Consider the following 19759-nt stretch of genomic DNA (forward strand, 5'->3'; position numbering starts at 1 on the left):
TTACCCCAGCGCGCGTGAGATCTGGTCGATCTGAGCGGTGGCCAGACGGCCTCCATACGCCGATTGCAGGGTTTCGGCGGTGAACGCCTCGGCTACCGGGCCTTCGGCCACTTTGCGCGTGTTGATCAGGAAGACGTGGTCGAAATAATCGGTGACGGTCGCCAGATCGTGATGCACGGTGACGACTGTCTTGCCGGCCTCTCTCAACGATTTCAGCACGGCGATGATCGCCTTTTCCGTGGCCGCGTCAACGCCTGCAAAAGGCTCATCCAGCAAATAGAGATCGGCATCCTGTGCCAAGGCACGAGCCAGAAAGACGCGCTGCTGCTGCCCTCCCGACAACTGACCGATCTGGCGATCCGCAAAGTCACGCATGCCGACACGCTGCAGACAGTCCATCGCACGCGACATATGACGTGCCCTGATCCGCCCCAACAGGCCGAGTTGTCGCGACAAACCCATCAGGACCACGTCAATCACACGGGTCGGAAAATCCCAGTCGACACTGGCCCGCTGCGGGACATAGGCGATCCGTTCGCGCTGTTTGTCCAGCGGCTTGCCGAACACCGTGACCTGACCCGACAGCGGTGAGACAATACCCAAAGCCGCCTTTAGCAGTGTCGATTTCCCCGCGCCGTTCGGCCCGATAATGGCGGTCATAGCACCCGGCTGCACAGTCATGTCTACCGAAAACACCGCCGGCTTCTGACCGTATGAGACCGTCAGGCCACGAACAGCCAGAGGGCTTTGGTCAAGGCCGTGCTCTGATATTGAAAGACCTTGTTCAGCCGCCAGCTCGAGCATCACTCAAAACCCCGCCGACAGCTTTCCGTTCATGCCGCGGTCAGGCACATCCGCGCCCAGCGCCCCGGCAATCACGGTGATGTTGTGATCCAGCATCCCGACATAGGTGCCTTCGTAGGTTCCCGGCTCGCCCATAGCGTCCGAGTATAGCTCGCCGCCAACGCCAACCTCATGACCCTTTGCAGCAGCACCTTCAATCAGAGCGCGCATCGACCTGTCAGAAACCGAGCTTTCGACGAATACCGCCGTAAGCTGTTGATCCACAAGCGTGTCGACCAGTTCACCGATCCGGTTCAGACCCGCCTCGGACTGGGTCGAGATCCCCTGAATACCCATCACCTCATAGCCATATTCAGCACCGAAATAGCCGAACGCGTCGTGGGCCGTCACCAGAACGCGATTGTTTTCGGGAACCGAGGCAAGAGCCTCGGCAGCATAGCCTTCAAGCTGGGAAACCTCGGCCAGATGCACCTGAGCATTGGCGGCAAAGATGTCTTCGGCCTCGGGTCGCGCCTCGGTCAGCGCCGCCTGAACCTCGATCACTACGTCACGCCACAGGGCTGGGCTCATCCACAGGTGAGGGTCGAATTTGTCGGCATAGTCGTCATGCGCGCGCAGCTTGGACTTTTCAACGCCCTCTGCAACCGCCACGACAGGACGTTTGCGGCCAAGATCGTGAAAGAAATCTTCCATCTGCGCCTCAAGATACAGCCCGTGCCACAGGATCAGATCGGCCCGTGTCATGGCAACAATGTCACTGCGGGTCTGCCGATAGGCGTGCGGGTCCACACCGGGACCCATCAGACCCTTGACCTCAACCTGATCGCCGCCGATCTGACGCGCTGCATCAGCGATCATACCGGTTGTGGCGACCACTTTCAGCGGTGCTTCGGCCCAAGCCGTTAATGGCAGTGCAGCGGCAAACGCCAACGCTGCAAGAAAGGTGCGACGAATCATGTAAGACCCCGATTTGGTATCCCCTTGAGAATGAATATGCGAACCATTCGCAACTAAGTCAACGCTATTGCGAATTATTCGCAAGAAAGCGCCTAAATTTGTCCATTTGGTCAAAAAAGTTACCTGCGAGAGGCCAGTTTGCCTTTCATTTAGGCGCAACCCGTGCGAATTTGGCCCGAAATTCCCAAAGGATGTGAAGATGGATACGCAGAGCTCAGACAGCCCAGTGCGCACCGCGCATCTGCCGCAAGTGACCGAACCCAGAATTCCCGGAATGGACCTTGATCTGGACTGGGTGCGCAGTGTTCAAGCCAACACCTCGGCTATTGAACGCCGCGCCGCCACCCTGCCAGGTCGACGGTCGGTCAAGAAAGACTATCAGGCCGCGTGGCTGTTGAAGGCGATCACGATGATCGACCTGACGACGCTGTCCGGTGACGATACGGTTGGCCGTGTGCGCCGTTTGTGCGCCAAGGCCCGTCAGCCGGTCGCACCCGCGCTGTTGCAAGCGATGGACATGCCGCCGATCACAACCGGGGCCGTCTGCGTCTATCACGATATGGTCGAAACCGCCGTAGATGCGCTGAAAGGCACCGGCATCCCGGTCGCCGCCGTCTCAACCGGGTTTCCGGCGGGACTGTCGCCATTTCACCTGCGCGTGGCCGAGATTGAGGAAAGCGTTAAAGCAGGGGCCGAGGAAATCGACATCGTCATCTCTCGCCGCCACGTCCTGTCGGGCGATTGGCAGGCTTTGTATGATGAGATGAAGGCGTTCCGAACCGCCTGCGGTGATGCCCACGTCAAAGCCATACTCGCGACCGGAGAGCTGGGTAGCCTGCGCAACGTCGCCCGCGCCTCGGTCGTGTGCATGATGGCAGGAGCGGATTTCATCAAGACGTCGACTGGTAAAGAAAGCGTCAACGCCACTCTGCCCGTCACCCTCGTGATGGTCCGAGCGATCCGCGATTACTATGACCGCACCGGCTATCGCGTCGGTTACAAACCTGCGGGCGGGATTTCCAAGGCGAAGGACGCTCTGGTCTACCTGTCGCTGATCAAGGACGAGCTGGGCGACCGCTGGCTGGAGCCGGACCTGTTCCGCTTTGGCGCATCGTCGCTGCTGGGCGATATTGAACGACAGTTGGAACACCATGTCACCGGCGCGTATTCGGCCGGCTACAGACACTCCATGGGCTGAGGAAAGAACAATGACAGTCAAAGAAATCTTCGAGACCATGGATTACGGACCCGCCCCCGAAAGCGCTGCCGAGGCGTTGGCATGGCTGGTCGATCAGGGCGGCAAATTCGGCCACTACATTGACGGTGCCTTCACCAAGCCGGGCAAAGGCTTTGAAAGCCGCAACCCGGCGACCGGAGAGGTTCTGGCCAAACTGACCCAAGCCAAACAGGGTGACGTGGACGCCGCTGTGTCCGCCGCCCGCAAAGCCCAGCCAAAGTGGGAGAAACTGGGCGGTGCTGGCCGTGCACGATACCTCTATGCCATTGCGCGGCTGTTGCAGAAACATTCGCGCCTGTTCGCGGTGCTGGAAAGCCTCGATAACGGCAAGCCGATCCGGGAATCGCGCGACATCGACATCCCTCTGGTCCAGCGGCATTTCTACTACCACGCAGGCATGGCCCAGTTGATGGAGAGCGAGCTGCCCGACGCGCAGGCCTTGGGTGTGTGCGGTCAGATCATTCCGTGGAACTTCCCCCTGTTGATGCTGGCGTGGAAAGTGGCCCCGGCCTTGGCGATGGGGAACACGGTGGTTTTGAAACCGGCCGAATATACCTCGCTAACCGCGCTGCTGTTTGCCGATATCTGTTCGCAAGCCGGGCTGCCCAAGGGCGTGGTCAATATCGTCACCGGCGACGGTGCGGTGGGCGAGATGATCGTGGCCTCGGATGTGGACAAGATCGCCTTTACCGGCTCGACCGTCGTGGGGCGGCGCATCCGCGAAGCCACAGCAGGCTCGGGCAAGGAACTGACGTTAGAGCTGGGCGGCAAATCCGCATACATCGTCTTTGACGACGCCGATATTGATTCAGCCATCGAAGGGCTGGTTGACGCGATCTGGTTCAATCAGGGGCAGGTCTGCTGTGCAGGCTCGCGTCTTCTGGTGCAGGAAGGGATTGCTGATCGCTTCCATGCCAAACTGCGCGCGCGGATGGACAACCTGCGCATTGGCGACCCGCTGGATAAATGCATCGACGTCGGCGCGGTCGTGGACCCGGTTCAGTTGCAGACCATCAAGGGAATGGTCGAAAGCAACACCGCAGGCGACCTCTACCAAGCCGACTGCGCGCTGCCCGAGAATGGCTGCTACTACCCGCCGACGCTGATCTCGGGGCTGGAGACATCCGATCCGCTGATGCAGGAGGAAATCTTTGGCCCGGTTCTGGTGTCGTCCACCTTCCGCACCCCGTCCGAGGCGGTCGAGCTGGCCAATAACACCCGTTACGGGCTGGCCGCGACGGTCTGGACCGAGAACGTGAACCTCGCGCTGGACATCGCGCCAAAACTGGTTGCAGGCGTGGTCTGGGTGAATGCCACCAACCTGTTTGACGCCGCCGCCGGGTTTGGCGGCGTGCGCGAAAGCGGGTTCGGGCGCGAAGGCGGCTGGGAGGGTCTGACCGCCTATACCAAGCCCAAGGGCAAGACCAAGGCGCTGACGAAACTTGACGCCGCCACCGGCGAAGGCGCGCCAGTGGATCCAATCGACCGCACCGCAAAAATGTATGTCGGCGGCAAGCAGGCGCGGCCCGATGGCGGCTATTCCAATCCCATTTGGGGCAAATCCGGCCTGTTGGGGCATGTGGGTCTGGCGAACCGCAAGGACGTACGCAACGCGGTCGAGGCCGCGGCGGGTGCAAAAGGCTGGTCCAAGACCACGGGCCACCTCAGGGCGCAGATCCTGTATTATATTGGCGAAAACCTCTCGGCCCGAGCGGATGAATTCGCCGCGCGGATCGACGCCATGACGGGCGGCAAGACCGGCGCGTCTGAGGTTGAGGCCTCGATTCAGCGCCTGTTTACTGCCGCAGCATGGGCCGACAAGTATGACGGTCAGGTGCACGGTGTCCCGATCCGGGGCGTGGCCATTGCGATGAAGGAACCCGTGGGCGTGATCGGCGCGCTTTGCGCGGATGAGGCACCATTGCTGGGTCTGGTGTCAGCCATGGCCCCGGCGATCGCGATGGGCAACCGGGTGGTGCTGGCCGCGTCCGAGCCTTACCCGCTGGCTGCAACGGATTTCTACCAGATCCTTGAAACCTCGGACGTGCCCGCAGGCGTGGTCAACATCCTGACCGGCAGCCATGCGGAACTGGCGAAACCGCTGGCATCTCATCTGAACGTGGATGCGGTCTGGTCGTTCTCATCCACGGACCTGTCAAAAGAGATCGAGGTCGTCTCGGCCGGAAACCTCAAACGCACGTGGGTCAACAACGCCAAGGCAACCGATTGGAGCGTGGACCATACGCGCCGGTTCCTTCAGGCTGCGACCGAGGTCAAGAACATCTGGGTGCCCTTCGGAGAATAGGGCTCCCGCCTAAAGGCAGGCGTTGATCAGATCACCCGCACCCTGTCCATGGAATGGGGCGTCGATGTCCCCATTGGACGATGGGGCACCGTTCAGGACGTGGCAAGTGCCTGCCTGCTTCTCAGCTCGGACATGGCCAGCTATATCAGCGGGACTGTCCTATCCGTGGATGGCGCACTTTATCAGCGCGGGTCGGGAAAGTTCGGATAGATGCTGCGCGGTGCCGCAGGGAAAAAGGGCTGAGCGACACTCAGCCCCGTTTGCATCAGTTCGTCGTTTCCAGACCTTCAGGCTTGCCGACAACGGTGAAATGCAGCCCTTCGGGATCAAGCAATTCACTGGCCACGCGGTTCACGTCTTGCAGCGTCACCGCGTTTACCTTGTCGTTGCGGGTCGAGATGTAGTCAATCGGCAGGTCGTCCATCTGCATCCCGACCATGATGCTGGCAATCTGGCCGTTCCCGTCAAACCGCAGCGGATACGCCCCGGTCAGATAGGTCTTGGCATCATCCAGCTCTTTCTGAGTCACCCCTTCGGACGCCGCGCGTGCCCATTCGTTTCGGATCACATCGACCGCCTCGGCGATGCGATCATTCGCGGACGACACCGACCCCAGATAGACCGAGGCCAGGTCCTTGGGCACGAGATAGGTCGCCACGCCATAGGTCAGCCCACGCTTTTCTCTCACTTCCTGCATCAGGCGGCTTCCAAATCCACCACCACCCAGAATGTGGTTCAGAACAAATGCAGCAAAGAAGTCGGGATCGTCGCGATCAATGCCTGCATGCCCGAACAGGGCAACGGACTGCGGGGTGTCAAACTCAACGACGCTGACACCGCCGGGAATAGTAACGTCGGCACGGTCAGGAATTGGCTTTCCGGTCTCGGGCAGATCGGCCAGCAGTTTATCCAGTAGAACACCAAGCTCCTCGGCCGTTATGTCCCCTACGGCACCTACATACAGCCGGTCCTTTGCAAACACGTTCGCAAAAGCGGTGGCAACGTCATCCCGGGTCAGGGCGGTCACACTGTCAATGGTGCCTTTCCCCTCGGACCCGTAAGGGTGATCCCCATAGGCCATACGCGCAAAATTGCGCCCAGCGATGTCATTTGGGTCTGTCTGGTCCGAACGCAGACCCGACAGGACCTGCGCCCTGACACGATCGACGGCATCCTGGTCGAACCGAGGTTCGTGGAGCGTGGTGTGCAGCAGATCAATCACGTCATCCCGGTTTTCAGTCAGAAACTGAGCTGAAACCGAAACCGTGTCGTCGCTTGCGTTATATCTGAACGAAGCCGCCAACGATTCCAATTCGCGCGCATAGGTGCGGGCGTCCATGTCCCCGGCCCCTTCCTCGATCAGGCCGCTCATCAGATATGTGGCCCCGCGCTTGTCAGGATCATCCAGAGACGTACCCCCCCGAAAGCGCAGTTCCAGCGCGGTGAAGGGGATCGAGTGATCTTCGACCAGCCAAGCCTTGATCCCGCCGGGTGAGGTGACCTCCTGAATCTCGATCTCGGCCCATGCGGGCAATGCGATGACAAATGCGATCAGGGTTGCGAAAATCCGTTTCATTGCGTCACCTCGTCGTCACGCATCAGCCAACCGGTTACAGAAGTCTCGGGCTGGAACACTTCGCGGGCCGCGGCGATGATCTCGTCTCCGGTCACGGCCTGAAGGATATCGGGCCACGCCTGCACATCCTCGACCGTCAACCCGCTGGTCAGGGCACGGCCATACCGGTTGCCAATGCCATCCACGTTGTCGCGCGCATAAGTTTGCGAGGCGCGAAGCTGCATCTTGATCCGGTCCAGATCCTCTTGGTTCACACCTTCGGCAATAAAGTCAGCCACGGCCTGATCCATCGCATCCTCTGCTTCCTGCAAGGACACCCCCTGCGCGGGTACGATCAGCAGGTCAAAGGTTGTATCGTCCAGTGACACGCCGCGATAGAAAGCGGCTGTATAAACGGCTTTCTGCTGCTCGAACTGCAGCTTTTCGTTCAAATAGGCCGTGTTTCCACCGCCCAGCAATTCTGCCAGCAAGAACAGCGCAGCCGCTTTTTCCTGCGCGCCGGGGTCACGCTCGGGCGCGAGGTAGCTGCGCTGAACATAAGGCTGCGACACGCGCGGGTCTTTGTAGGTCAGGCGACGTTCAGCGGTTTGCGGTGGTTCCTGAGACCGAACCCGTTCGGGCAGGTCCGGGTTGGCGGGGATCACGCCATAATACTGGTCCGCCAGCGCCTTGACCTCGTCAGGCTGCACATCACCAGTGACCACAAGGATCGCGTTGTTGGGCGCATAGTGGGTCTGGTAGAAGGACAGCGCGTCCTCCATGTCCAGCGTTTCCATCTCATGCCGCCAGCCGATGATCGGAACGCCGTAACGGTGGTTCAGATACTGCGCGGCGTTCATCTGTTCGCCAAACAGGGCACGCGGGTTGTTTTCGGTGCGCTGGTTGCGTTCTTCAAGGATCACGTCACGCTCGGTGCGGATATCTTCGTCAGACAGGCGGATGTTGCGCATCCGGTCCGCTTCCATCTGCATCATCAATTCCAGCCTGTCGGCTGCAACACGCTGAAAATAGGCGGTATAGTCATACGACGTGAACGCGTTGTCATTGCCGCCATTGGCAGCGACGGTTGTAGAAAACTCACCCGGAGCCAGCGTATCCGTACCCTTGAACAGCAAATGTTCCAGAAAATGGGCGACGCCAGACGAGCCTACGGGCTCGTCAGCTGACCCTGCGCGATACCAGACCATATGCTGCACCACCGGGGCGCGGTGATCTTCAACCACGACGACATCCATGCCGTTGTCCAGCGTGAAAGTGGTGACCGCCTCAAGGCCATCTTCGGCAAAAACCGGTGTGGCGGCGATCAGGGCGGCCGACAATGCCAAGGCCCGAACCATAGGGCATCCTCCGTTTCGTTTTGTGATGTTCAAACTACGGTGGTGCGGCGCGGGTTCAAGGCCGATGACGAAAAGTTAAGGATTATTCATCGACCGGTGGCGAGGAAGGCGTTTCTATACCCGCACGCCGCGCAGCTTCGTTCTGAAGATCGGCATCAAGGGCTTCGCGGCGATATATCTGCGAGTAACGGTCCACCTTGAACAGGCGCAACCGGGTCCAGCGACCCTGCTTCTTGCGGAACGCGGCGTCTTCGGATTCAACGACCTGCCGTGTGTTCGACGGCACACCATAACGGCTCGAGGCGGTCACAAGCGCCGCGTCAGTCGACGGGATAGGCGTGTTCGGGTTCAACGCCGCGGCACTACCGCCCAGCGCCACGACCGCATCCGCGTTGGGCGTCGGGTCCGTCAGATTGCCACCCCCGGGTGTCGGGGCTGGCAGAAACTGGTAGTCTTTTGGCTGCGTCAGCGGCTTGACCGGCAAGACCGAGAATTCATCCGGCCCCGGGCCCGGCGCCTCAAGATGGCGCAAGCCGATATCGGAACATCCCGCCGTGGCAACGGCCAATGTCACTGCAATAATGGAACGCGGCAACCGCATCAAAGTCTCCAGCCTGTTTGAGGGGCTTTTATCGCATTTCCCCGGGCGCGTCACGAGTGCTTTTTGCCCTCGAACAGCATCAAACCGATCGCTCCTGCAAAAATGAAGACATCTGCAAGGTTGAACACAAAGGGATTATCGATACCGCAGCAGGACATGTTCAGAAAATCCAGAACATAGCCGTAGAGAACACGGTCAATGACATTTCCCAACGCGCCTCCAATCAGAAGCCCGCCGGACAGCAGCACTATTCGCGAAGGGGCAGAGCGCAGCAACCAGATCAGAACGGCGACGGAAATCACCAGTGAAACGCCAATCAGCACCCACCGAGAAGCGTCGCTGTCCCCTTGGAACAACCCGAAATTGATACCCCGATTCTCGCCGTACTTGAACACCAGCAGGGGCGGCAGAACATCGATACTGCCCTCGGCCACGCGCATGACATGCACGACCAGATACTTGCTGATCTGGTCGATCGCAATCGCGCCTAGCGCGGCCCAGAGCAGTAGACGATACCCCATCAGTGGCGGAAATGGCGCATGCCGGTGAAGACCATCGCAAGACCGGCCTCGTCCGCCGCTGCGATCACCTCGTCATCGCGCATCGAGCCGCCGGGCTGGATCACGCAGGTCGCGCCAGCCTCTGCCGCCTCCATCAACCCGTCTGGGAAGGGGAAGAACGCATCCGACGCCACGGCCGAGCCGATGGTCAGCGGCTGGGCCAAGCCCAGCACGTCGGCCATGCGTTCAGCTTTCTTGGCCGCGATCAGGGCCGAGTCCACGCGGCTCATCTGGCCTGCGCCCACACCCACGGTCGCGCCATCCTTGACGTAGACGATGGCGTTGGATTTGACATGCTTGGCGACTTTCCACGCGAACAGAAGATCGCGCATCTGTTCCTCGGTCGGGGCCTTCTTGGTCACAACCTTCAGGTCGTCCATGCCGACAAAGCCGTTGTCCTTATCCTGCACCAACAGGCCGCCGGCCACCTGACGCACAGTCTTGCCGCCTGCGGTCACATCGGGCAATGCCTCGGTCGTCAGCAGGCGTAGGTTCTTCTTGGCGGCGAAGATCGCCTTGGCTTCGTCCGAAGCGCCCGGAGCAATCACCACCTCAGTGAAAATCCCGGTGATCTCTTGCGCTGTTTCCGCGTCCAGAGGCTGATTCAGCGCCACGATCCCGCCAAAAGCCGAGGTGCGGTCGCAATCGAAAGCAGACTTGTATGCCTCTAGCAGAGTTGCGCCCGTGGCAACGCCACACGGGTTGGCATGTTTGATGATGGCGCAGGCCGCCCCTTTCGCCGGGTCAAACTCGGCCACCAATTCAAACGCCGCATCGGTGTCATTGATGTTGTTGTAGCTCAGTTCCTTGCCCTGATGCTGCACGGCAGTCGCCACGCCGGGGCGGTTTGTGCCGTCCGTATAGAACGCGGCTTGTTGGTGGCTGTTCTCGCCATAGCGCAGAGTTTGCTTCAACTCACCGGCGAAGGCACGGCGCTTGGGCGCCTCAAGCTGCAATGCATCGGCCATCCAATTCGACACGGCGGTATCATAGGCCGCGGTTCGGGCATACGCCTTTTGCGCCAGCCATTGACGGAAGCCCAGCGAGGTCTTGCCGTAGTTTTCCTCTAGCTGATCCAGCAGCGACGTGTAGTCTTCGACATCCACCACAACATTCACAAAAGCATGGTTCTTGGACGCCGCGCGGATCATCGCCGGGCCGCCGATGTCAATGTTTTCGATGCACTCATCATAGCCCGCGCCCTTGGCGACAGTCGCCTCAAACGGATAGAGGTTGACCACCAGCAGGTCGATCGCGCCAATGCCGTGTTCCTCCATCGCCGCGACATGGGTGTCATTGTCGCGCAACGCCAGCAGCCCGCCATGTACCATCGGATGCAGGGTTTTCACCCGACCGTCCATCATTTCGGGAAAACCGGTAACCTCGCTGACATCCTTGACCTCAAGCCCCGCATCCCGCAGCGCCTTGGCGGTTCCGCCGGTCGACAACAGCTCGACCCCGCGCTCGGCCAGCGCCTTTCCCAGGTCAATCAGCCCTGTCTTGTCGGAAACGGAAAGCAACGCGCGGCGCACGGGGTGAAGATCGGTCATGGGTCCAAAGGTCCTTTTGGCGTCAGTCGAATACGGGCTCGTCCCGGTGCACGTCGCGCACGGCATAGGCTGTATCCTGCGCCTTGCTAAACGTCCACTGGATGCGCGTCGCATACTCCATCGCGCGACCAGATAGAACGATCTGTTTTGTCGCGCGTGGCTTCAGACGCCCTTTCTCAAGGTAAACGCTTGGTTCAACAGATAATTTAGAAACCCCGTCGTGGCGGAACACCCAAATTTCACCGCTCTTGAGGGCCATCGACACCGCCGCACCACCCAGATCAATGGCCGCATCCACATCAGGATGCAGATGAAACCTTACGTCAAACTCGATTCCCTGGAGTTTCGAGGCATCCATCGCCTTGTTGAATTGACGCTTGGCCTTGTCGGTCGCGGTCAGCAGGATGTCTTCGCCCGTCAATTCACGCCCGTCAAAGCGCAACTCGAACGTGCGCGCATGAGTCAGCCCGAAAACCTTGGCATAGCCATCGTGCCCTGCCATGAACCGCCTGCCTTCAAAAGCGTCCTCGAACTCGACCGGCACGTCCTGCGGCGCGTCAACCAGCGCCTCTTTTTCGGTCCCCGCGACCGGGTCCGTCAAACGGGCGCTGGAATAGCCGTCCAGACACAAAGTCGAATGAGACGGCGTAGCGCGCCCGGCCCGACGCCATTCAAGACCAAAACTCTCACCCGCTCCGCAATTTACGATCAGCGGCCGCCGACCGGACGTCATTTCAAACGCCAATGTCGACGCATGTGCGTTGTAGGACGCAGCCCCTTTCGGAGGCGGGCTGGCATCGACGATCACGCTGGTCCGCGCCGCGTACAGCCTGGCGAACCCCATCGTCAGCCCGTCCGCATGTTGCGGCCGAACCCCGCTTTGGGCCAACGCTTGATCCAGTCGCCCTTCCAACCCGCGACCGCCCCCATGAAACCGCGCCAACGCGCCGTCCGAATGTCGTAGATTTCGCAAGGTCGGCGCGATCCGTTTGATCGCGTCGGCCTGTGCTGCTGGCGTGCCCCGGCCCAATTCGCTGAGCGCAGCCGATGTCCAGGCAAGCAACGTAAACACTTCCAGCAATTCTTCGGGGTTTCGCGTCGATATACCGCCCTTTTGATCAATCTGCTTTTCGCACTCTCGCGCAAGGGCACGAAGGGCCGGATCAGCCATCTGCTCTAGACCCTGCAGCGCCAGCCCCGCTTGCACCAGCCCCGCCAATGCCTCGAACCGAGGAAGCCCGGGTGTCGCGGCCCGCCATCGTTTGGATAAGAACCACGATTGCTGCGCCAGAGAGCGAAAGAACGCTCTGGTCTGCTTTTCGTCCATTCCGCGCAGCAGAAACGCCGAATGGTTGATCCAACGTAAAACGCGTCGACCTGTCAGGTCCGGTGCCCAGCCCGGCCCCTGACCGCGACCATGCGCGTCAATCCAACCCCAGATCCACCGTTGCGCCTTTTCGCGCGCCCGCATATCCCCGACGGCGGCCAGATCATCCAACCATGCAAACCCGTGGCGTTCGCCATCGAAACCGGTACTTGGCGCAGTCACGTCCCACAGGCCGGTATCCTGCGCCTCGACCAGAAATCCGGCGAACAGCAGGTTTCCCGCCACAAGCTGCCGACCGCGTGCGAATGAGCCCACCGTGCGCGGCTCGGGCTCACCCACAAACCCGGCGACGGCTTTACGCCGCTGACTAAACCGCGCGTAAATACGGTTCTGAAACCGCGTCCATCGATTGGCCATGGTATCTGAGTTCGACATGCCGCTCGTTACTCTGCCTCTTGCGCTCTGCTGGCGCCTGAGACCCAACGATAGACCGCCCCGCCCGTCAAGTCACCGAAAAGCGTCGACCTATGCCGATTTGTTCAGGCTGGCGATATAGAACCCATCCATTCCACCGCGATCCGCCCAGGAATCAGGACGCAGACGCAGGCCGCCTTCCTCAGTGATCCAGTCTTTTTCGACCCCAGCCACCATGACGGCCTCGCGATCGACCTGCATGTCGGGATATTGGGGCAACGCCTCTTCGATCTGAACCTCACCCTCGTCGGGCAACAGGGAACACGTGCAATACACCAACCGCCCGCCCGGTTTCAGCAGGGTCCAGGCATGTGCCAGCATCTGGGCCTGAAGCTCGATCAACCCGCCGAATTCCGATCCGTCCTTGGCAAAGGGCAAATCAGGGTGCCGCCGAATGGTGCCCGTGGCAGAACACGGGGCATCCAACAGAATGGCATCGTATTGGCCCTGATGCTCCAACGCATCCCCGGCGATGACTGTGGCCTTCAGCCCGGTCCGCGCAAGGTTTTCCCGCACACGCTCGAGCCGCGACTCCGAGATATCCAGCGCCGTGACTTCGGCCGCTTCTGCGGCCAACTGCAAAGTCTTGCCGCCCGGTGCGGCACACAGGTCCAGTATTTTCTCGCCCGGTTTGGGTGCCAGCACGCGAACCGGCAGCGCCGCCGCCGCGTCCTGCACCCACCAGTCGCCGCGATCATATCCCGGCAGCGCCGAGACCTGACCCGCATCACGCACCCGACGCGATCCGGTCGGCAAGGCCTCGCCCGGCCCAGCGACATCGGGCTTGGCGGATATATCCAGCGGAGCGCCGTCGAAATGTGCCTTTTCCATGCCTGCCACCGCCTCGGCACCCCAAGCCATGACAAGCGGATCGCGCAACCATTCGGGCAGGCGCGGCACTCGCATCTTTGGCCAGGCGTCCGGCCCTTCGGCGGCCACTTTGCGCAGAACGGCGTTCACCAGCCCCTTGAGGCGGCCGTGCTTGCGCGAGCGGCCCACGATTTCGACCATGGAATTGACGACACCATGCGCCGCCTCACCGTGGCACAGCTCAACCGCGCCAAGACGCAAGGCGTTATGGACCGTCAGTGCAGGCGTCCGGTTCAGGTGATTGTCCAGCAGACGGTCGGCCCGCTCTAATCCGCGTAGGGTTTCCAGCGTCAGGCGCTGCGCCCGCGCGCGGTCTTCTGGGCCCAATCGGTCCAGTGCACCGGCGGCCAGACACTCGGGCAGAAGCCGTCCTTCTCCAAGGATCTGATCCAGCAGATAGATCGCGCTGCGTCGCGCTGCCGTAGCGTTGTCGGACATGGAATCGCCTTTCGATACGCCGCGCTTGCATTGCCAAGCGGGGACGGGGGCGTATATCAAGCCCAAGCACGGAAAGGAACCCGATGTCATGAGCGACGACAGCAAAGACCTGCCCCCTGCCGCCCAGCGCGCTTTGGCCGAAGCCGAAGAACGCCGTCGCAAGGCCGAGGCCAAGGCAAAAGAGATGCCAAAGGAACTGGGCGGGCGCGACGGCCCCGATCCGGCGCGTTATGGCGATTGGGAAAAGAAAGGCATCGCGATCGACTTTTGATAGCCTAGCCGCGCAGCGCTTCCAGAAAATCCCCGATGAGGGCGCGTTGCTTTTTTGACTTTAACCGATCCTCTGGCCAGGTCAGCCAATACCCGTCTCTGGTTTCAAGCTCCGGCAAGTCCAACCGGCATAGCTGACCGTTCTGCAGGTTGCCCCGGGCCAATGGGACAGAGCCCAGAACAACCCCCATTCCCTGCCGCGCAGCGACAATGGCGTGGCCCATTGAATCAAAGCTCACCGGCATTGGCGGCAGGTCTTCCACTCCGGCTTTCCGCGCCCAGTCGCGCCATCCCGGTCTTTCACCGCGCTGATCGACAAGGGGGGCACCCCATTCAACACCGGGCGCGGCCATGGGAACCAGCACTTCTTGCGCGATCAACGCCGCTTCGCGCCCCGGCCAAGCCCCTTTGCCGTACCGGATCTGCAACCAGGTCTTTTCTTCATTCAGCGAAGACCTGCGGGCCATTGAATCCGTCAACACCCGGACCTTGGGGCGCATTTCCAGAAAACCTGGAATACGCGGCAATACCAAGGCGTAAATATGCGAGGATAAACCCGCCACGCGCAATTCGCGTGGCGATTTTCCGAAAAGATCTTCGGTATTTCGCTCTAACGCCTGAAGGCTTTCCTGAACCAAGGGCAGATAGCTTTCCCCCTCAACCGTCAGCGACACACCGCGCGCTTCGCGTACGAACAATGTCCGACCCAACCACGCCTCAAGGTTCCCGATGCGCTGACTGACAGCCGCCTGCGTCAATCCGAACTCGCGCGCTGCGGCTGAGAACCCGCCCAGTCGTCCGGCTGCCTCGAACACGCGCAGCCAGTCCAACGGCGGCAATCCGATCTTTTTCTTAGACATAAGATTTTCCAACCCTCAGTAGAAATAAGGATTAATTGTGGTAATGCCATAACAGGCGTATCTGCTCAACCAGAGACCGCGCCGAACAGGAGAGACCCCATGCTGCGCTCCGTCACCCATGATCCTTCCGTCGTGACCGTTGAATTTGCCGACGGGACCAGATCGCGTTTTCATGCCATCTGGCTGCGCGACAATGCCCTTGATCCAGAAACGCGCGCGACCGGCAATGGCCAGCGCCTGATCACCATAGGAGACATACCGGCCGAGACCTCGGTCAGCGCTGCCGAAATTGCAAACGGCGATCTTCAGGTCACGTTCCAACCCGAGGATAAAACCGTCTCTTTTCCGGCCAACTGGCTTGCCACCCACAGTTATGACCGGGACCGTAAAGGTGCTTTTGGGCGCATTTCCCCAGACCTGACGACTTGGGAGCGCGGCATGGCAGCGCCCAGCGCAGACTGGACCGAGGTGCACACCGACCCCGCGATCAAGCGCGACTGGCTGGCCTCTGTCGCCGAATATGGGTTTGCCAAATTGACCGCAGGCCCGACCGAGCCTGAGTCGCTGCTCAAAGTGGCGGAACTGTTTGGATATGTGCGTGAAACCAACTACGGCCCATATTTCGAGGTTCGGACCGAAGTGAACCCGACAAACCTGGCCTTTACCGGCCTTGGGCTTCAGGCGCATACCGACAACCCCTATCGCGATCCTGTGCCGACACTTCAAATTCTCTACTGCCTCGAAAACAGCGCAGAAGGCGGGGATTCGATCGTGGTGGACGGGTTCCGGGCGGCAGAACGGCTTAACAGCGAAAATCCCGAAGGGTTTGCATTGCTGGCGGGCTACCCGGCTCGGTTTGAATACGTAGGTTCCGACGGAGTTTGCCTACGCTCACGCCGACCCATGATCGAGCTGTCGCCGGACGGAGAGCTGATCGGCATCCGTTTCAACAACCGCTCGACCGCGCCTCTGGTAGATGTCCCGTTCGACAAGATGGAAGCGTATTACACCGCCTACCGCCAACTGGGTGCGATCATCGACGATCCTGCGATGGGCGTGTCGTTCAAGCTGGAACCCGGCGAGAGCTTTATCGTCGACAATACCCGCGTCCTTCATGCGCGGCTGGGATATTCTGGGGCGGGGTCGCGTTGGTTGCAGGGCTGCTACGCGGACAAGGACGGCCTGCTGTCGACCTTGGCGGCAATGGACATGGGACAACAGGAGGCAGCGGAATGAAACCGGATTTCTCAACCCTGAACCGCGATAATATCGTCGCGTTCATCGGCGATATCTTCACGCGTCGGGGCGGCGAAGAGTATTTGGGCGAACCCGTCACGATGGCCGAGCATATGCTTCAGGGCGCGACGATTGCCGAACAGAACGGCATGGCCGAAGAAATCATCGTCGGGGCGTTGCTGCATGACATCGGCCATTTCACGTCCGAGTTCGGCACCTATCATCCTGACGACACCGAAGACCGCCACCACGAGGATGCAGGCGCAGAGGTGCTGGAGCAGTTCTTTCCCTCGGTCATCACCGATTGCTGCCGTTACCACGTTGCCGCCAAGCGGTATCTATGCGCCACAAAGCCGGACTATTTCAACCGTCTGTCCGACGCCTCCGTTCACACTCTGGAATTGCAGGGCGGACCGATGAGCGCCGAGGAAGTCGCCGAATTTGAAGCCAATCCAAACCTGAAAGAGATCGTTCAGGTCCGGTATCTGGACGAGGCCGGCAAGCGGCCAGACATGGAAACACCCGATTTTTCCCATTTTGCGCCGATGGTGCAGCGCATGGTCGACAAGCATATGGAGGTCGCATGAACGCCCCGGAATACATTTTTGAAGCCAGCTCCAAGCCCTCGCTACCCTGGCACGAAGTCCCTCTGATCCGCGCCACCGACGAGTCGGTCAAGGGCTATGGCTGCCTGGTCGATGATCCCGAGGGGTTCGAGATCGAAATCACCCGCTGGCCGCAACAGGGCTGGCGTCCCATCGACGAAGGGACGGGTGACGAAGGCGGCTGGGTCGAAGGCACGTTCAGCGGCGAGTGGAAGGGCGACGTGCTCTACGGCAAGAACGAAGCGGTGGGCGGTCACTATGTTCTCGGCTGGTCAACGGACCCGCAGCAGGCACAGGCGGACAGCCAGACTGCTCGGCGTGATCAGGTGTTGCTGTGGCATATGAACTACCACCCGGACGGGGGGCAGATGTTCTGGCCGCTGGACAACAAGCCCTTTATCGTTCCTGCGGCCCTACCCGGCGATAACCTGACGCCAGACAAGGTTGTGGCATTCTGGTGCGACGGTTCGCGCGGGCTTTATATCCATCCCGGCATCTGGCACGAAGGGATTTTCCCCGTGGAGGACAACCAGCGGTTCCTTGACAGACAGGGCGCAGTTCATGCGCGGGTCAGCGCGGATATCGGAAAGGAATTCGGGGTTTACCTCGCCTGCCCACTTCGCACGGACAAGATCAAGTCGCTTTAGGGTTCGACCACAGAGCTTCCTGTCGACCGAATTCAGTCGAAGTTCAGCTCGGTTATCGCCGTGTCCTCGTAGTGGGTACCAGGGTAGACATCCGTGATCTCGAACAAGATCCACGAAACAGGTCCGTATTTGGCCAGCGCCGAAGTGCTCTGCCAGTCGGGTGTGTCATCCAGCGTGAAGAATGTCTGACGACCATCAGAGAACGTCAGCCGCAGTTTCCGCACCCGGCTATTGCGTGAAAATGACTTTTGCGACTTGGCGTAGCCGTTGCGTAGGCTCCAGGTGTCTACTTGGGTTGGCTCGTCGAAGACCAGCACAAAGGCTTCGCCGACGCCTTGGCCCGACGCGCCTTCGGCCCAGGCGGTTTGATGATCTCCGTCCGTTGCGGATGAAGGGCCATATCTGTTGCTGCCCTGAGCTGCCAGAACCGAACTGAAACACAGGTCTGCCCAGCTCCCGAGAACCGCGACACCGGTACAACTTCCCATGGCCCAGCGGGGCGGCGGCGGTGCTGCTGGCTCGGGGGGCTGAACAGCCGGGGTCGTGTCGGCCGGTGCCTGCCCCTTGCGGCGCATCCATCCGCGTTCGACCGCCGCAAGACGCTGGTGTTGTGGCGGGTGGGTGGACGACCCTTCTGGTGGCAACGTCGCCCAGAGAGACTGCGCCTCTATCAGGGTCGCGCCCAGCGCGGCCAGCACGAAGCCGGCATACTCATCCGCCTCAAGTTCGGTCGGAGGACGTGAGCCGCCTTCCGTGATGGTATGGCCCTGTAGGTGGTGACCAACCTCATGCGCTATGACACCATAAAGCTGCCAGTACGCATTCGGGTCAGCCTCGTATTGCGCCAGCCAATCGGGATTGAAGGCAAGAAACCGTTCTTCGCCCAGGATAACCGCAGCGGCGTTGCCAACCTCGTAGGTCTCCACAACCTGGAAATTCGGCAACAGCCCCGACACGGACAGGATCTCGTCCACTACGCCCCAGACCTGCTGCACCGAGAAAGCGCTGGCATCGCTGTAGCGCGGTTTTTGCAGCGAAATTTCCTTGCACCCTTCCACCGTGCAAGCCACCTGCGGCTGAGTAGTTTCATCCGCCCGGGCGCCACCTGCGATCACCGCAAGCACAAACGCCATTGCGACAGTTCTGACCAAATCACTCTAACTCTCTACATAGCAACTCGGGTTTGGCCGAGTATCGGAAGAAGGTAAAGCCAAATTGATAAAATCCTTTGGTTGTGTGGGGTTAAAGCCCCAGTACATCCACCATGTCATACTGCCCCGGAGCCTTCCCCTGCCCCCAAAGCGCCGCCTTCAGCGCGCCTCGGGCAAAGATGGCGCGGTCGGTGGCGAGGTGGCGCAGGACGATGCGCTCGCCGGGGGCGGCGAACAGGACGTCATGTTCACCAACAATGTCGCCACCACGGATGGCGTGGAACCCGATATCCCCACGCTTGCGCGCACCGGTGATCCCATCACGGGCTCGGTCAGATACGTCGGCCAGATTGACACCACGCCCTTCGGCGGCGGCCTCACCCAGCATCAAAGCCGTGCCCGAAGGGGCATCGACCTTGTGGTGGTGATGGCCTTCGATCACCTCGATATCGAAATCCTCGTCCAGCGCGGCCGCGACCTTTTTGGTCAGTTGCACCAGCAGGTTCACCCCGAGGCTCATGTTGCCCGCCCGAACAATCACAGCGTGGCGTGCGGCAGGCTCCAGCGCGGCGATCTGTTCGTCCGTCATCCCCGTGGTGCCGATCACATGGACGCAACGGGCCTGCGCCGCCAGCGCAGCAAATTCCAACGTCGCTTCGGGCGCGGTAAAGTCGATGACGGCCTGCGCCTGTGCAAATGCCTCAAGCGGATCATTCGTGACAGTGACACCCAGCGCCTGCCCGCCCATAGCGGTGCCCACGTCCTGACCGATCCAGTCATGGCCCTTACGCTCGACCACGCCGACCAGACGCGCCTGATCGCTGTCCGTCACGGTCTTGATCAGCATCTGACCCATTCGGCCCGAAGCCCCTGTGATGACGATCCCCGGAATATGGGTCATGGCGTTCTTTCCCTGTTTCTGTCGGCTCAAAGCCTCCTACCCGGTTCGGGGCC

General features: G+C 60.6%; 19 protein-coding genes. 7 read left to right on the forward strand and 12 right to left on the reverse strand.

Annotated features, from left to right (window positions below):
• Both ACR0KS_RS10440 and ACR0KS_RS10445 read right to left on the reverse strand, forming a co-directional pair.
• Positions 1–804 (reverse strand): metal ABC transporter ATP-binding protein, encoded by an 804-nt coding sequence (locus ACR0KS_RS10440; protein WP_170564775.1) that lies wholly within the window; start codon positions 802–804, stop codon positions 1–3.
• Between the two features lie 3 nt (positions 805–807).
• Positions 808–1761 (reverse strand): metal ABC transporter solute-binding protein, Zn/Mn family, encoded by a 954-nt coding sequence (locus tag ACR0KS_RS10445; protein ID WP_170563936.1) that lies wholly within the window; start codon positions 1759–1761, stop codon positions 808–810.
• A gap of 199 nt (positions 1762–1960) precedes the next feature.
• Here ACR0KS_RS10445 and deoC point away from each other — a divergent pair, with 199 nt between their 5' ends.
• Genes deoC through ACR0KS_RS10460 form a run of 3 tightly spaced genes read left to right on the forward strand, consistent with a single transcriptional unit; the run spans position 1961 to position 5513 of the window.
• A complete protein-coding gene (gene deoC / locus ACR0KS_RS10450; RefSeq protein WP_170563939.1) occupies positions 1961–2959 on the forward strand; it encodes a deoxyribose-phosphate aldolase in 999 nt (332 codons plus the stop codon).
• Between the two features lie 10 nt (positions 2960–2969).
• Positions 2970–5303, forward strand: coding sequence for an aldehyde dehydrogenase family protein (locus tag ACR0KS_RS10455; protein WP_170563941.1), 2334 nt, complete (start codon positions 2970–2972; stop codon positions 5301–5303).
• Positions 5304–5351: 48 nt separating this feature from the next.
• Positions 5352–5513, forward strand: coding sequence for an SDR family oxidoreductase (locus ACR0KS_RS10460; protein ID WP_480693193.1), 162 nt, complete (start codon positions 5352–5354; stop codon positions 5511–5513).
• Between the two features lie 55 nt (positions 5514–5568).
• On the opposite strand, the gene ACR0KS_RS10465 is transcribed toward ACR0KS_RS10460, so the two are convergent.
• The 7 genes from ACR0KS_RS10465 to ACR0KS_RS10495 form a co-directional block, all read right to left on the reverse strand.
• Positions 5569–6879 carry a M16 family metallopeptidase gene (locus ACR0KS_RS10465; protein ID WP_170563944.1) on the reverse strand — a complete coding sequence of 437 codons (1311 nt, stop codon included), beginning with the start codon at positions 6877–6879 and terminating at the stop codon, positions 5569–5571.
• Complete coding sequence (locus ACR0KS_RS10470; protein ID WP_170563947.1) at positions 6876–8216, reverse strand: M16 family metallopeptidase; 1341 nt, start codon at positions 8214–8216, stop codon at positions 6876–6878. The genes ACR0KS_RS10465 and ACR0KS_RS10470 overlap by 4 nt, the downstream gene beginning before the upstream one ends.
• Before the next feature lie 82 nt (positions 8217–8298).
• Complete coding sequence (locus ACR0KS_RS10475; protein ID WP_170387650.1) at positions 8299–8817, reverse strand: DUF3035 domain-containing protein; 519 nt, start codon at positions 8815–8817, stop codon at positions 8299–8301.
• 50 nt (positions 8818–8867) lie between these two features.
• Positions 8868–9338 (reverse strand): signal peptidase II, encoded by a 471-nt coding sequence (gene lspA / locus ACR0KS_RS10480; RefSeq protein WP_170563950.1) that lies wholly within the window; start codon positions 9336–9338, stop codon positions 8868–8870.
• Positions 9338–10927: a bifunctional phosphoribosylaminoimidazolecarboxamide formyltransferase/IMP cyclohydrolase gene (gene purH, locus ACR0KS_RS10485; RefSeq protein ID WP_170412067.1), complete on the reverse strand. Its 1590-nt coding sequence runs from the start codon at positions 10925–10927 to the stop codon at positions 9338–9340. The genes lspA and purH overlap by 1 nt, the downstream gene beginning before the upstream one ends.
• Before the next feature lie 22 nt (positions 10928–10949).
• Entirely contained in the window at positions 10950–12689 is a 1740-nt protein-coding gene (locus ACR0KS_RS10490; protein WP_480693195.1) for a heparinase II/III family protein, read from the reverse strand.
• 90 nt (positions 12690–12779) lie between these two features.
• Positions 12780–14036 carry a transcription antitermination factor NusB gene (locus tag ACR0KS_RS10495; protein ID WP_170563953.1) on the reverse strand — a complete coding sequence of 419 codons (1257 nt, stop codon included), beginning with the start codon at positions 14034–14036 and terminating at the stop codon, positions 12780–12782.
• An 88-nt stretch (positions 14037–14124) separates the two neighbouring features.
• Between ACR0KS_RS10495 and ACR0KS_RS10500 the strand changes: the two genes are divergently transcribed.
• On the forward strand, positions 14125–14307 hold the full coding sequence (locus ACR0KS_RS10500) for a DUF1674 domain-containing protein (protein ID WP_170563956.1): 183 nt from the start codon (positions 14125–14127) through the stop codon (positions 14305–14307).
• 4 nt (positions 14308–14311) lie between these two features.
• Here the strand turns inward: ACR0KS_RS10500 and ACR0KS_RS10505 are convergent, their stop codons facing one another.
• A complete protein-coding gene (locus ACR0KS_RS10505; protein WP_170387660.1) occupies positions 14312–15166 on the reverse strand; it encodes a LysR family transcriptional regulator in 855 nt (284 codons plus the stop codon).
• Positions 15167–15265: 99 nt separating this feature from the next.
• Between ACR0KS_RS10505 and tmpA the strand changes: the two genes are divergently transcribed.
• The 3 genes from tmpA to ACR0KS_RS10520 are packed head-to-tail and all read left to right on the forward strand — an operon-like array spanning position 15266 to position 17654.
• The gene (tmpA, locus tag ACR0KS_RS10510) at positions 15266–16402 is read left to right on the forward strand and encodes a 2-trimethylaminoethylphosphonate dioxygenase (protein ID WP_170563959.1); all 1137 of its coding nucleotides are present in this window, start codon (positions 15266–15268) and stop codon (positions 16400–16402) included.
• Entirely contained in the window at positions 16399–16989 is a 591-nt protein-coding gene (gene tmpB, locus ACR0KS_RS10515) for a (R)-1-hydroxy-2-trimethylaminoethylphosphonate oxygenase (protein WP_170412081.1), read from the forward strand. Before tmpA ends, tmpB begins: the two co-directional genes overlap by 4 nt.
• The gene (locus tag ACR0KS_RS10520) at positions 16986–17654 is read left to right on the forward strand and encodes an ureidoglycolate lyase (RefSeq protein ID WP_170563962.1); all 669 of its coding nucleotides are present in this window, start codon (positions 16986–16988) and stop codon (positions 17652–17654) included. Before tmpB ends, ACR0KS_RS10520 begins: the two co-directional genes overlap by 4 nt.
• A gap of 32 nt (positions 17655–17686) precedes the next feature.
• Here the strand turns inward: ACR0KS_RS10520 and ACR0KS_RS10525 are convergent, their stop codons facing one another.
• Positions 17687–18787 carry an NADase-type glycan-binding domain-containing protein gene (locus tag ACR0KS_RS10525; protein ID WP_170563965.1) on the reverse strand — a complete coding sequence of 367 codons (1101 nt, stop codon included), beginning with the start codon at positions 18785–18787 and terminating at the stop codon, positions 17687–17689.
• A gap of 109 nt (positions 18788–18896) precedes the next feature.
• Positions 18897–19706 carry a 4-hydroxy-tetrahydrodipicolinate reductase gene (gene dapB, locus ACR0KS_RS10530; RefSeq protein WP_170563968.1) on the reverse strand — a complete coding sequence of 270 codons (810 nt, stop codon included), beginning with the start codon at positions 19704–19706 and terminating at the stop codon, positions 18897–18899.
• Positions 19707–19759 lie beyond the last annotated feature (53 nt).

This window comes from Ruegeria sp. BC7 (assembly GCF_056539165.1).

What these genes read in the sequence shown, in the direction of transcription:
- lspA (WP_170563950.1), bottom strand. Translation starts at nt 9,338, where the DNA reads ATGGGGTATCGTCTACTGCTCTGGGCCGCGCTAGGCGCGATTGCGATC.
- ACR0KS_RS10455 (WP_170563941.1), top strand. Translation starts at nt 2,970, where the DNA reads ATGACAGTCAAAGAAATCTTCGAGACCATGGATTACGGACCCGCCCCC.
- ACR0KS_RS10505 (WP_170387660.1), bottom strand. Translation starts at nt 15,166, where the DNA reads ATGTCTAAGAAAAAGATCGGATTGCCGCCGTTGGACTGGCTGCGCGTG.
- purH (WP_170412067.1), bottom strand. Translation starts at nt 10,927, where the DNA reads ATGACCGATCTTCACCCCGTGCGCCGCGCGTTGCTTTCCGTTTCCGAC.
- ACR0KS_RS10475 (WP_170387650.1), bottom strand. Translation starts at nt 8,817, where the DNA reads ATGCGGTTGCCGCGTTCCATTATTGCAGTGACATTGGCCGTTGCCACG.
- deoC (WP_170563939.1), top strand. Translation starts at nt 1,961, where the DNA reads ATGGATACGCAGAGCTCAGACAGCCCAGTGCGCACCGCGCATCTGCCG.
- ACR0KS_RS10470 (WP_170563947.1), bottom strand. Translation starts at nt 8,216, where the DNA reads ATGGTTCGGGCCTTGGCATTGTCGGCCGCCCTGATCGCCGCCACACCG.
- ACR0KS_RS10495 (WP_170563953.1), bottom strand. Translation starts at nt 14,036, where the DNA reads ATGTCCGACAACGCTACGGCAGCGCGACGCAGCGCGATCTATCTGCTG.
- ACR0KS_RS10525 (WP_170563965.1), bottom strand. Translation starts at nt 18,787, where the DNA reads ATGGCGTTTGTGCTTGCGGTGATCGCAGGTGGCGCCCGGGCGGATGAA.
- tmpB (WP_170412081.1), top strand. Translation starts at nt 16,399, where the DNA reads ATGAAACCGGATTTCTCAACCCTGAACCGCGATAATATCGTCGCGTTC.
- ACR0KS_RS10460 (WP_480693193.1), top strand. Translation starts at nt 5,352, where the DNA reads ATGGAATGGGGCGTCGATGTCCCCATTGGACGATGGGGCACCGTTCAG.
- ACR0KS_RS10465 (WP_170563944.1), bottom strand. Translation starts at nt 6,879, where the DNA reads ATGAAACGGATTTTCGCAACCCTGATCGCATTTGTCATCGCATTGCCC.
- ACR0KS_RS10445 (WP_170563936.1), bottom strand. Translation starts at nt 1,761, where the DNA reads ATGATTCGTCGCACCTTTCTTGCAGCGTTGGCGTTTGCCGCTGCACTG.
- tmpA (WP_170563959.1), top strand. Translation starts at nt 15,266, where the DNA reads ATGCTGCGCTCCGTCACCCATGATCCTTCCGTCGTGACCGTTGAATTT.
- ACR0KS_RS10440 (WP_170564775.1), bottom strand. Translation starts at nt 804, where the DNA reads ATGCTCGAGCTGGCGGCTGAACAAGGTCTTTCAATATCAGAGCACGGC.
- ACR0KS_RS10490 (WP_480693195.1), bottom strand. Translation starts at nt 12,689, where the DNA reads ATGTCGAACTCAGATACCATGGCCAATCGATGGACGCGGTTTCAGAAC.
- dapB (WP_170563968.1), bottom strand. Translation starts at nt 19,706, where the DNA reads ATGACCCATATTCCGGGGATCGTCATCACAGGGGCTTCGGGCCGAATG.
- ACR0KS_RS10500 (WP_170563956.1), top strand. Translation starts at nt 14,125, where the DNA reads ATGAGCGACGACAGCAAAGACCTGCCCCCTGCCGCCCAGCGCGCTTTG.
- ACR0KS_RS10520 (WP_170563962.1), top strand. Translation starts at nt 16,986, where the DNA reads ATGAACGCCCCGGAATACATTTTTGAAGCCAGCTCCAAGCCCTCGCTA.